The organism is Methylobacterium sp. P3_A11 (assembly GCF_056403155.1).
Genome location: NZ_JBFUGA010000060.1, coordinates 25928 through 37445 on the forward strand (window position 1 = coordinate 25928; position 11518 = coordinate 37445).

Consider the following 11518-nt stretch of genomic DNA (forward strand, 5'->3'; position numbering starts at 1 on the left):
CGCCAACCTTCGCTTTCCCGCGGGGGCTCTAGCCGAGTTCATCTGGCACGCCAAGCACGGCAGATTCGCGACAACGTGATGGTGTCCGGCGGGCAACCGCGCCCCGGGGGGCGCTCGCTGGCTGGGCCTGCCTTCGCCAAGTCGCAGCGTGCCGCATGCCAGCATCGCCACGCGTCTGCCGATCGATTGATGCCAGCGCCCAACAAATACGGGGATTACAACCCACGAATCCATGCAGAACGGTTAATTTTATCTTAAGCTGATCCTCCGGCTCCGGAGGATCGAGCACGATAAGTCTGCGCGTCGCCTCAAAGATCGGTGACTTCGCATCCGGACTATTTGCACTGATCTCGAGCATCGTGCTTTTTACTGTCCCAGCGCGTGCCAGCGAAATCGACACGCTGCTCTTCGGCAGCCTCGACGCCGGCGGCGATACCTTCCTGACCCTCGGAGCGAAGGTCGGCCTCAGCGCCCTCGCGCAGGAGGGTTTCGCCACGCTGGCGACCGTCGGCGGAGGACGACGCGCGGAGCGTGGCGCGGACGGCCCCCGCGCGCGATATACCGTCGCCGCCGCCGCGGTCGCCGGCTATCAGTGGTTCTTCGACTGGGGCGTGATCGCCGCCTTCGCCGGCCCGGAGATCACGAAGGAGATGCTGCTCGCCGCGCCGAGGGTCGATGCCCTGCCGACTCGCTTCGGCCTACGGCTGCACGGCGAGGTCTGGGCGCGCCCGACGGAGGCGACGCTTCTTCAGGCGAGCGTGGTCGCGGGATCGGCCCGCGACAGCCTCTGGGCGCGGCTCGCCTGGGGTTATCGGCTCTGGGAAACCTATATCGGCCCTGAGGCCGCGCTCTACACGGACGCAACCGGATACGCGAAATGGAGCCTCGGCCTCCACGCGACCGACTTCTCCTTCGGCCGATACAGCGTCCGCGCGTCGGCGGGCCTCCAGTCCGAGACCGGCCGCGCCCGAGCCTCTCCCTATCTGACGCTGTCGGTCTGGTCCCCGCTTTGATCGTCCGGTCCGACGTCGAGGGCATCGAGGAACGCGGCGGCGTCGCGGCGGATCTCCGCGCGGCGCTTGTCGCCCAAGCCGCGCAGGGTCCGGTATGGCATGGCCATCCGTTGATTCCCTGCCAGTCGCTCCTCGTTCTGGATCAGGAAGTTCCAGTACAGATAGTTGAACGGACAGGCGTCCGGCCCGGATTTGACCTTCACGTCGTAGGAGCAGGACGCGCAGTAATCCGACATGCGGTCGATATAGGCACCCGAGGCTGCGTAGGGCTTGGAGCCCATCACGCCCCCGTCGGCCCACAGGACCATTCCGTGGACGTTGGGCAGTTCGACCCATTCGTAGGCATCGGCGAAGACGATCAGGTACCATTCCTCGACCTGGGCCGGGTCGAGGCCGGCAATCAGGGCGAAGTTGCCGGTGACCATCAGGCGCTGGATGTGGTGAGCGTAGGCGTGGGCGCGCGTCTCCGTGACGACCTGGGCGACGCAGTTGAGCCGGGTCTCCCCCGACCAGTAGAACCACGGCAGGTCGCGGCTGGCGCCGAGGGCATTGGTGTCCCGATAGGCAGGCATCCGTGCCCAGTAGAGGCCGCGCACGTATTCCCGCCAGCCGAGAATCTGCCGGATGAAGCCCTCGACGCAGTGGAGCGGGGCCGAACCGTCACGATAGGCCCGCTCGGCGGCCCAGCACACCTCCTCGGCGGTGAGCAGGCCGGCATTGAGGGCGGGCGACAGGAGCGCGTGATACAGGAAGGGCGCCCCGGTCTTCATGGCGTCCTGGTAGTCGCCGAAGGTCGGCAGGCACTCCGCCAGGAAGTGTCGGAGCGCCGCGAGGGCGTCGGCCCGGGTCACCGGCCAGGAGAAGCCGGTGAGATCGCCGAAATGGTCGCCGAACTCCGTCCCGACCAAGTCGATGACCGCGCGCGTCACGGCATCGGGCTGGAAGCCGATCCGGTCCGGCGGACGATGTCCCTTGGGCAAGCGCTTGCGGTTCTCGGGGTCGAAGTTCCAGCGGCCGCCGGCAGGCTCGCCGTCGTCCATGAGAAGGCCGGTGCGCCGCCGCATGCCCCGGTAGAAGGTCTCCATCCGCAGGTGGTGCCGGCCCTCGGCCCAGGCGGCGAATTCCTCGCGGGGGCACAGGAACCGGTTGTCGGCGCGGATCTCCAGCGGCGCGGGCAGGGTCTCGCGCCAGTCCTGCATCATCGCCCAGACGCGCCACTCGCCCGGCTCGGTGACCACCACCCGTTCGGGCTTGTGGCGCGCGACCGCGCGTTCCAGCTCGCCGGTGAAGCTGCCGGTGTTGCCCCGATCCGTGAGGTGCACGTAGTCGACGGCGATCCCCTCGGCCTCCAGCTCGGCCGCGAAATGGCGCATGGCGGCGAACAGGAACGCGATCTTCTGCTTGTGGTGGCGGACATAGGTGGCTTCGTCGCGAACCTCGACGAGCAGGACGACGTCGCGTTCGGGATCGAGGTCGACGAGGCTCGACACCCGGCGGGTCAGCTGGTCGCCGAGCACGAACCGGAGCGTGCCCCGCGGGGCGGCGGCGCGGCGTTTCGCGGTCACCGCCTCAGCCCTTGGTGCGGAGGGCGGAGCGGCCGCCGTCCACGCCGATCACCTGGCCCGTGATCCAGGCCGCCTCGTCCGAAACGAGGAACGCGGCCAGGGCGCCGACATCCTCCGGGCGCCCGAGCCGCTGCAGCGCGTGCATCGCGGCGATCCCCTGGGCGAGGGTCTCGTTGCCGGTGATCCCGGCGGCGAGGGGCGTCCGCGTCAGGGACGGCGCCACGACGTTGACGCGGATCTGGGGGGCGAGTTCGGCGGCCAGGGACAGTGCTAGGCCCTCGACGGCGCCCTTGGCCATCGCGACGGAGGCATGCGCCGCGAATCCCTGCGCCACGGCCACGGTCGAGAACAGCACGACCCCGGAGCCGGCCTCGCCGGACCCGGCCTTGAGCGCGCCGGCTGCGGCCTGCACTGCCGAGAAGGCACCCAGCGCGTTGACGGCGAAATCGCGCTCGACGTCAGCCCGGGTCAGCCGGCCGAGGGGACGCAGGTTGATGGTGCCGACTGCGTAGACCAAGCCGGCGAGTTGCGGCCCCGCGGCCTCGGTCGCGGCGGACAGGAAATCCGGATCGGTGACGTCTCCCGCCGTGACGCTGGTTTCGCCCAGCTCAGCGGCGGCCTGGGACAGGCGATCCCCGTCCCGGGCAGCGAGATGCAGGGCATAGCCACGGACCCGGAGGGCGCGTGCGGTGGCGAGGCCGATACCGCCGGTCCCGCCATAGATGATCACCCGACGCACGTTTAAACCCCTTGCTACCCTGACGAACCCGATCAAGGTAAGGCTGGGGACGCCCCCGGGCAGGCGGCGGACCGTGGCCCTCCACGTGCACAAGGTCGCAGGCGGCAACCATGAAGTTCGCGTTCGCCGGCATCGACTTCCTGGGTGGGGTCTTCGAGGGCCTGCTGGACGTCGGCTGGACCCCGGTGAAGCTGTTCACGCGGCCCTGCGACGGCATCTACGACCACAACGACGTGATCGTCGCACGGGCTCGGTCGCTGCGCCTGCCGATCCAGCTCTCGCGGATCCGGGAGCGGGACATCGAGGCGCTCCAGGTCGAGCACGGCCGGGAGTGGGCTCTCGTGGTGGCCGGCTATCCATGGCTGGTCCGCGGGTGGAAGGGTCGCGCCGCCTACGGCCTCAACATCCATCCGTCTCCGCTCCCGACGGGGCGCGGACCCTACCCGTTATTCCGGGCCGTGCTCGACCGCTACGAGACTTGGGGCGTCACCGCCCACGTGCTCGCCGACGGCTTCGACACCGGCGATATCCTCGCTCAGGACATCTTCGCGCTTAGTCCCCAGGAGACCCACGAGACGCTGCTCGCGAAGTGCCAGATGGCCGCACGCCGCCTCGCCGCGGGGCCGCTCGGACGCGATCTTCCCGGCCACTGGCGGCGATGCGAGCCGCAGGGCGACGGCTCTTACTGGCCCCGCGCGAGCGATGCCGACCGAACCCTCGATTTCCGGCAGGAGGTGGAGACGGTCCTGCGCCGGGTTCGGGCCTTCGGCACCGTCGAGACGATCGCCCGTCTCGGGGACGCCCGGGTCTTCGTTGCGGAGGCCCATGGCTGGCAGGAGCGCCATGGGCACACCCCCGGTACGGTCGTGCATCGCCACCGGCGCCACGTCGTGGTGGCGGCGTCGGACGGATACGTACAGCTCACCCGCTGGTCGCCGGTCCCCCTTGCCGAGGCCGCTCAGGTGGGCCGCTGACCGCCCCCGGGGGAACCGAAGTGCAGGCCCTGATGTTTCCGGCGGCCTAGCCCATCACGGAGCCCGCCATGTCGACACGCGCCAGCCTCGCAGCATCCCTCGGGTTCGCCGCGCTGTTCACCGGCTCCGCCTTCGCGCAGGCCGTGATCGTGGCGCCCGACGATTTCGGCCCAGACGACGACGTCATCGTGCGCGATTACATCGTACGTCGTCCGGTGGGGCCTGGACCGATCGTCGGGTCGATTCCGCTTCGTCCGGGCAGCATCGTGCCGCCCGACGTGCGGCTGGCCCCCTTCACGGAAGCGCCCAACCCGCGCCTCCGCCGCTTCGGTTACTTCGTGGCGCCGGGCGACAAGATCGTGGTCGTCGATCCCGAAACCCGCGCCGTGGTGCGGATCCTCGACCGCTGAGGATCCGGCCCCCGGTCACCAGTCGCTGAGCGCCGCCCGCTTCCATCGGTCGGGGGCGACGCAGCGGTATTCGAAGGCGTCATCCCAGGCATGGTCGCCCGGGGTGCAGGGCGCACGGCTGTCGGCGGGCGGCCGTGGCAGGGTCTCGCGGACCGAGGCCGCCTCGATGCGTCCGGCGTCGCTGATCCGGACCACCGGTCCCGATCCCGTCTCGTACACGAGATCGCGCCCGTCGAATCCGAGGCTGCGGATGAACCCACCGTCGCGGTTCCCGTCGAGGCCGATCGCCTGACCGGCGCCGAGGAGGATCGGCACGCCCGTGAACCTGGCGGCGGCGGCATCGATCCCGATCCCGTAGGTGCCCTCCCCCTGGAAGGAGATCGCGCGGTCGGTGATGGATCCGGCGAGGTTTCCCATGAGGATTCCGTAACCGGTATGGGCGCCCGGCACCCCGCCGGTGGAGATCTGCAGGCCGACGCGCTGACGGTTGCGATCCGTGGTCGGCGATTGGGCGGAGACATCGATCTCGGCACCGATGCAGGAGGCCACGGGATCGGCCTCGTCGGTCATGTCCACGCAATTGAAATTGCCGGCCCAGGACGGGCCGACCGGTCCCACTCCATTCGGCTCCTTGAAGACCGTGCCGTTGACCGCGACGTTCTGCGCGCCTGTGCTGGCGAGGGCGCGGTTGTGCAGTTCTCCCGTGATCGTCCACTCGTAGCCGGCGTTCTGCGGTCCGGTGGATCCGAGCGCCCAGATCGCCTTGTAGGTGTGAGTGGCCTCGCCAGAACCCTCCGGCACGTGCCGGTCGACGCGCAGGGTCGAGGCCGGGTCGAAGCCCTGCGGCCGGTTCCAGAGGAAGACATGGCCGCCGTCCAGGCCCGGCAAGCCGGTTCCCTGGACGCTGCGCGAGAAATTCGGCAGCCCCTGCAGATCCGGAGCCGGCGGGGCCGGGGGCAAATGTCCAGGCGCCTCGGCCGCGCCGGACAGCGGCAGGGCGACGGTGAATCCCGCCAGAAACATCAGGCCTCGGCGGCTGCGCATGGTCGTCTCCGGATATCCGTGGGGCAGGCCCGGTCCGGAACCGGACCGGCAGTCACCGCCCAAGGCCTCAGATAGGCCACCGCCTTCCGCCGACGAAGCGCATCCCGCAGGCAGCCCCGGAAGCCGACTCGGCAACCGATGGGGAGTGTGGTGTGATGCAGGTCCGATCACGCCGGTGGAGCAGACCCATGAAGGCCGTTCGATTCCTGCGCATCTGGTTCCTCGCGTCGATCCCGCTCGGCCTCCTGGTCGGCCGGTTCATCAAGGCTGGCGAGGGTCCGCCGCCGCGCAAAGAAGGCCCGTGAAGAACATCCAGCGCCGGAGAAATAGACAGCCCGGAAACTGATGTTTTCTGACAACCGCGCGGATCATCAATCACATGTTAGCAAATCCGGAGCAATTTTATTGATATCGCGCCGCTTCGGCCGAGATCGGCAGGAACGACCGCCGTGTCCCGCAACACCAGCCCGTCCATCGCCATCGTGGAGCGCCGGGCGATGGAGCGAAAGCCGACCGCCCTTATGGCGTTTGCGCAGCATCGGGACGGGACGCGCTACCCCTGTCAGGTCAAGAACATCTCCGATCGTGGCGCGATGCTGGAATTCCTCGGCTCACAGGTGGTGCGGCTCGAGAACGTGTTCGAACTCGTCCTGAACAACGCTGACATGCGGTACGCGGTGAAGCTCATCTGGCGCAAGGAGCGGACGGTCGGGGTCCTGTTCTGTGTGGACGCGGAGTGAGACGGGCACCGACCGGGATCACACCGCCAGCGTCGCCATCAGCATGAGCCCGGCCGCCGGAAGCGCCAGGGCGAGCACCGCCAGGGCATCGAGCGGCGCCGGGCGGCTCGCGGCGAGCCAGCGGTGCTCGGCGAATTGCTCGGCCGCGAAGCCCGACAGAACGAGACTGCAGCCGACGAACGTGACAAGCGCGGACATGACCCGGCCCTTCTCGCAACACCGCGCGCATCGGCGCGTTTGACGACAGTACCCGCGGCACGACGATAAAGTTTCGCCGCGCAGCCCCCCTCGAACGAAAAACTGGGTCCGAAGCGGCGTACGGCCTCGCGGCGACCAATCGCACCGGCCCGCCATCGCCCCTCGGCGCCGTGCGGCGGCGCGGGGGTTGCAATTCATCGCGGATCCGTCGACGCGTGAGCCCGATATCATCGGCCGGAATTGTCACCGGCGGCGGGAGGCTGGGACCCTTGAAGGCAAGCGGCAGCGGCGTGGCCGTGGGGCAAGAAGGCTGGTTGTACTGGGTCGGACGCGCCAGCGAGGTGGAAGCCTTCTACGGCGACACCGCCACGTCCCGCCGGATCCTGACGCGCTGGATGCGGCTGATCGGCCGACGCGCGCGTCGCCTCGACGGTCTCGGGATCCGCCACGTGCACACCGTCGTCCCCGACAAGCTGGCGATCTACCCCGACCTGCTCGGCCGTCCCTTTCCCGGACTCGCGGATCCGCCGGGTCTCCGCCTCGCCCGCATGGTCGCCCGGGACAGCGGCGCCACCATGGTCGACCTTCAGACGCCCCTTCTTGCGGCGCGGGTCGACGAACCGGTCTATCTGCGGACCGACACACACTGGACCTATCGCGGTTACCTCACCGCCTACCGCGCGCTCTGCGAGGCCCTGGATGCACCTGTCGCCGCCCATGTCTTCAGCGGGACCTGCGTAACCGAGCGCTTCACCTTCGATCTGGGCGAGAAGCTCGCTCCTCCGATCGACGAGGCGTATGTCGCCTACGACTTCCCCCGGCGCGCGGCGCGAGTCGACGCGAATGCTCTGGTCGATGTGCGCGAATCGGGACGGGCCATCCGGCCGCGGGGCCTGTTCGTAGGGTCGCGGGTGGTGTTCGAGAATGTAGCGGCGCCCGATTCCCGGCGGGTGGTGCTGTTCGGCGATTCCTACATCTACAGCCCCGGTGCGCGCCTCACCGCGATGCTGGCCGAAACCTTCCGCGAGGTTCACGCGATCTGGTCGGCCAATCTAGACTGGCGCTACATCGAGGCGGTTCAGCCGGACATCCTGATCTTCGAGATCGCGGAGCGGTTTCTGCGTCAGGTTCCGACGGACAGGATCCGCATCGATCGCTTCGCGAGCGCACGGGCGCGACGCGCGGTCCGGCCGACAATCCGCGAACAGATTGCTCGCTGGGTGCGCTGACGGGGTTGCGTCCACGCCGCCGATGGAGCGGAGGGGCTCCTACGCCTTAACTCGATCCTTGGTGGACGGAGTCCGGGGGATCAAGGGCCTACCGAGGTCTGTGTCGCGACCTTCAGTTGCCGGATAGAGGCCGAGCCCCGCCGCAGGGGCGGCAGGGCTCCATCCACGTGAGGCGTACCTTAGCTCAGTAGCCCCGGCCGTAGTAACCCGGTCCCCGATCCAGCGCGCCCGCCGCCGCAGCCCCGGCTGCCGCGCCGGCGATGCCGAGACCGATCGCGGCCCCGGTCGAGAGGCCACGGTGACGGCGATACCCGAAGTCGCGGCGCGGGCCGTATCCGCGATCGTAGCCCCGGCCATAGCCGTAACCACCGTGATGGCCGCCGTAGCCGTAGCCCTGCGCCTGCGCGCCGGTCGTGCCGAGGGCTCCGAGAGACAGGGTGACGGCGGAGATGAGAGCGAGCTTCCGCATCGATGACTCCTTCGCAGTTGCGTTGGGGTGGCAACCCGATGCGGCGCGGGGGGTTCCGCCAGACGCCAAGGTTGTTGCTCAAGGTCGATGCTGCGGTGCCGGAGGCCGGATGCAGTGCGCGCGCCGAGGCCGGAATTGCTTCACGCGGACAAGGGCTACGATCATCACCGTTGCCGGTGTGAGTGCCGGGCACGCAGCATCACGCCGCGCATCGCTCGCCGCGGCATTGAGAGCAGCGAGCACCTGGGACGCTACCGCTGGATCGTCGAGCGCACCCCGGCGTGGCTGGCGCGCTTCCGTCCACTCGCCGTTACGACCCTCGCCTGTGACCTCATCTGCCGAAATCAAGCCGAACGGTTTGTCCCTCAACCTAAGTCATTTTCCGAATCATTCCTCGAGCTTGGCTTATATTTTTCATGTTAATTATCTTCAAGATCTAAAATAAATGCTTGTTACACCTTCTGAGGGGTGGCGCGCACATCAAACTCACTTATTTATATTCCATCGACTGAACATTATGAAAATCTAGCGATCGAACTCCAGTTGTCTTTTGGCTCTCTTGTCCACGCTGAGTACATCCCTTTCGGTCAGCAATTCGAGCCACGCCTAGCCGCGCAATGGGCTGCACTCGACCAATTGGAATCGATCCGCTCCGAAACGGGGTTCTTTCGAGAAAAAAAACCCGACACCGATCAGATGCTAGACGAGTCGCGGCCCTTCTTGAGAGCCATCAGGGCTCTGCAGGCGCACATCGATGCTGGCAGGCAATTAAAATTGCTCGCGCTCGCTCACTGGCACGGATGAGGGGCTTCGGGTCCTTAACCAGGGGACCGACATTCTGAGCGCCTTGGGGCTCACTATCGCTCGTGACTTCCTGCAGGCCTAAGGCATTGCGCTTCGCGAACGTCCTCGAGCCGAGCATCAAGCCGCGGCTCGTCACTGATCGGTAGGTGGACGACCTTCGTGAACTGACCCATCGCACCCTGACCCTGACCCCAGATGGGTGGCCGCACCGTGGGCATCCGGTGGATTGGGGTCCTGCGCGCCGACGCGCGCGGGGCCGTCCGCACGAACGAGGTGAGCTTTGCGTGGCTCGTTCCGGCAGATCGGCAGCACGGCCGCCCTGGCCACTCTCATCCTCTGCGGCGCTCAGCCGGGGCGCAAGCCCGTGACGGTATCGGCGTCAGCGGGACCGCCGCGCTCGGCGTACTCGGCAGCATCGAGGTCGGCAGCGCCATCGCCTCGGCCAACAACGGCTACTACCCCGGCCAGACGGTCCACTGCGCCCCGCCGCCCGCTATGTCGAGGAGGTCTGCCACGTCGAACGTCGCGGCTTCAACGATCCTTTACTGCGTCGAGCACATCCGCCGCGTTCGTGTCAGCGAATAGGCCGGTCTCGCCGGCCCTTGCTATCCCCGACGGACGCTCCTAGCCTGAGGTTCTCGGCGCCCATCAAATGCGGCGCCGACACCGGATTGGAGGTCAGCCATGATGCATCACGGCACCAGCCCCCGAACGTCGCGCACTGCTGATGCGGAGCAGGACAGTCCACCCAACGGCGACCGGCAGGGATAGTGGTTCTTCAAGCGGCAATAGGCCCGCCGGATTGAAGAGCGTGGACCCTGCAACAACCCGCCGCCTCAGGACGGCGGGCTTTTTCATGCGCTCTCGCCGACATCACGACCCCGCAGCTGAGCTCGAAGAGATCGAGAAGCCCTCGTTCAACGCCTTGCGCAGATGGCCCGCGCTTTGAGCGAGGCGGGCGCGGACCCCATCGCGAAACAGTAGATACTGCTTTCGTCCATCGCAGGCCGCTCCCCGCCGCTGCAGGTCCCATTCACGGCGAACTCCTCGCTCCCGCAACTGGCGACGCAGCGACCGCCCGCTGCGCATTCTACCGTCTCGACGCGAAGGCCCGCCGCAGCGGCGGCTGCTTTGCCTTCGGGTCCCGCCGGCCCGCGCTCGCCCTTATCTCCCTTCTCCCCTTTCGGACCCACCTGTCCAACCTGACCAGGAGGCCCAGCCGGGCCGGCCGGACCTTGATCGCCCCTTGCGCCACGCTCGCCCTGCGGACCCTCCGGACCCTGCTGGCCAGCGGCCCCCTGCGGACCACGCGGCCCGACCTCTCCCTTCGGACTGTTGGCCGCAGGCGTCAGAGGCGCAGGCTTCGCAGCGACCGCCGCAACCTGAACGAAGTGCGGTTGGGAGCAATAACCAACGACTGCCTGCCGGCTGACAGTATCGGACTTGAGCGTGACGACGCATTTTTCTGGATGGTAGGGGATTCGAAACGAGAAGCGTCCATCCTGATCAGAACGAGCATCATATTTATCGTCCAAGCTGACGTTTGCAGCATGGGGCGGGTTCAAAGTCCCAAACACGGTGAGATCGCCGTTGGAGATCAAAGCCATGTTTACGGATATTTCACCGTTGGCATATGCCCTGGCACTCAAGACGCAAAATGCCGCAAATAATATCAACCTCCAAGCCATTCCCAGCCTCCGCCAGATATCGAAATATTTTACTACTGTGATGACGGCGGCAGTGAGTTGAACAATATACTCATTTTGATGGTGGGGTAATTATCTCGGAGATTGCGTATAAGCCTAATGCGCGGGAAGCACTGTCATCATCAGACGAGAGACGGCAAGACTGGCTGCTGTGCTTTCGCGGACAGGCGTCCTTGGGAGTTCCGCTACGTCGAAGCGTGTCCGGCTGCTGCAGATACCGCTCCGCTCATTCCTAGACCGCATCGCCCCACTGACAGCGCGGCCCGTCGGCCTCGCGGCGCTCGCGGATGGCGAAGCGCGCTACGAGCCGCGGCGGGCTACAAGCGACGCGGCGTTTGCCGTGGCGGCCGATGAGTAGGCGGCCGCAGCGCGCCCTCGGCGTGGCCTTCCTCGCGGCTTTCGCCAGAGCTGGGCCGGCCTCGGCCCCGACAGCCGAGCCGGCCGATCCAATGGCAGTTGAGGCTGCCGACGCGGAATTCAGCACGGATGACCGCATGGGGCCTAGCTGTGCAGTCCCGCGGTGTGGTGGCATCAATTTAGCTGTAACCGCCGCACACCGGGGGCGTTATGGGACAGGTTCTTCACGGCTGCGCCACGACCACGCACGCGGTCAGAGCAACGCTACAG

The 11518-nt window shown here is 67.4% G+C and carries 12 protein-coding genes and 1 pseudogene; 8 read left to right on the plus strand and 5 right to left on the minus strand.

Annotated features, from left to right (window positions below):
- Positions 1-359 precede the first annotated feature (359 nt).
- Positions 360-1013: a cellulose biosynthesis protein BcsS gene (gene bcsS, locus AC1DXK_RS18895; RefSeq protein WP_457107600.1), complete on the plus strand. Its 654-nt coding sequence runs from the start codon at positions 360-362 to the stop codon at positions 1011-1013.
- Here bcsS and AC1DXK_RS18900 read toward each other — a convergent pair.
- Positions 980-2578: a cryptochrome/photolyase family protein gene (locus AC1DXK_RS18900; protein WP_457107601.1), complete on the minus strand. Its 1599-nt coding sequence runs from the start codon at positions 2576-2578 to the stop codon at positions 980-982. The genes bcsS and AC1DXK_RS18900 overlap by 34 nt on opposite strands.
- Before the next feature lie 4 nt (positions 2579-2582).
- A complete protein-coding gene (locus AC1DXK_RS18905; RefSeq protein WP_457107602.1) occupies positions 2583-3317 on the minus strand; it encodes an SDR family NAD(P)-dependent oxidoreductase in 735 nt (244 codons plus the stop codon).
- Positions 3318-3427: 110 nt separating this feature from the next.
- Between AC1DXK_RS18905 and AC1DXK_RS18910 the strand changes: the two genes are divergently transcribed.
- Complete coding sequence (locus AC1DXK_RS18910) at positions 3428-4291, plus strand: formyltransferase family protein (RefSeq protein WP_457107603.1); 864 nt, start codon at positions 3428-3430, stop codon at positions 4289-4291.
- 68 nt (positions 4292-4359) lie between these two features.
- Positions 4360-4701: a hypothetical protein gene (locus AC1DXK_RS18915; protein ID WP_457107604.1), complete on the plus strand. Its 342-nt coding sequence runs from the start codon at positions 4360-4362 to the stop codon at positions 4699-4701.
- Positions 4702-4716: 15 nt separating this feature from the next.
- Here AC1DXK_RS18915 and AC1DXK_RS18920 read toward each other — a convergent pair whose 3' ends face one another.
- Positions 4717-5745, minus strand: a complete 1029-nt coding sequence (locus AC1DXK_RS18920) for a hypothetical protein (protein ID WP_457107605.1) — start codon at positions 5743-5745, stop codon at positions 4717-4719.
- 449 nt (positions 5746-6194) lie between these two features.
- Between AC1DXK_RS18920 and AC1DXK_RS18925 the strand changes: the two genes are divergently transcribed.
- Complete coding sequence (locus tag AC1DXK_RS18925) at positions 6195-6485, plus strand: PilZ domain-containing protein (protein ID WP_457107606.1); 291 nt, start codon at positions 6195-6197, stop codon at positions 6483-6485.
- Positions 6486-6503: 18 nt separating this feature from the next.
- Here the strand turns inward: AC1DXK_RS18925 and AC1DXK_RS18930 are convergent, their stop codons facing one another.
- Positions 6504-6683, minus strand: a complete 180-nt coding sequence (locus AC1DXK_RS18930) for a hypothetical protein (protein ID WP_457107607.1) — start codon at positions 6681-6683, stop codon at positions 6504-6506.
- 269 nt (positions 6684-6952) lie between these two features.
- Between AC1DXK_RS18930 and AC1DXK_RS18935 the strand changes: the two genes are divergently transcribed.
- Positions 6953-7912 (plus strand): alginate O-acetyltransferase AlgX-related protein, encoded by a 960-nt coding sequence (locus AC1DXK_RS18935; RefSeq protein WP_457107608.1) that lies wholly within the window; start codon positions 6953-6955, stop codon positions 7910-7912.
- Between the two features lie 184 nt (positions 7913-8096).
- Here the strand turns inward: AC1DXK_RS18935 and AC1DXK_RS18940 are convergent, their stop codons facing one another.
- Positions 8097-8381, minus strand: coding sequence for a hypothetical protein (locus tag AC1DXK_RS18940; protein WP_457107609.1), 285 nt, complete (start codon positions 8379-8381; stop codon positions 8097-8099).
- Positions 8382-8507: 126 nt separating this feature from the next.
- On the opposite strand from AC1DXK_RS18940, the pseudogene AC1DXK_RS18945 reads away from it, so the two are divergent.
- From AC1DXK_RS18945 to AC1DXK_RS18955, 3 genes and pseudogenes are all read left to right on the plus strand, one after another.
- Positions 8508-8804: pseudogene (locus AC1DXK_RS18945) on the plus strand (hypothetical protein); the annotation flags it as partial.
- A gap of 576 nt (positions 8805-9380) precedes the next feature.
- A complete protein-coding gene (locus AC1DXK_RS18950; RefSeq protein ID WP_457107610.1) occupies positions 9381-9770 on the plus strand; it encodes a hypothetical protein in 390 nt (129 codons plus the stop codon).
- A 1005-nt stretch (positions 9771-10775) separates the two neighbouring features.
- On the plus strand, positions 10776-10934 hold the full coding sequence (locus AC1DXK_RS18955; protein ID WP_477298666.1) for a hypothetical protein: 159 nt from the start codon (positions 10776-10778) through the stop codon (positions 10932-10934).
- Positions 10935-11518: the final 584 nt, after the last annotated feature.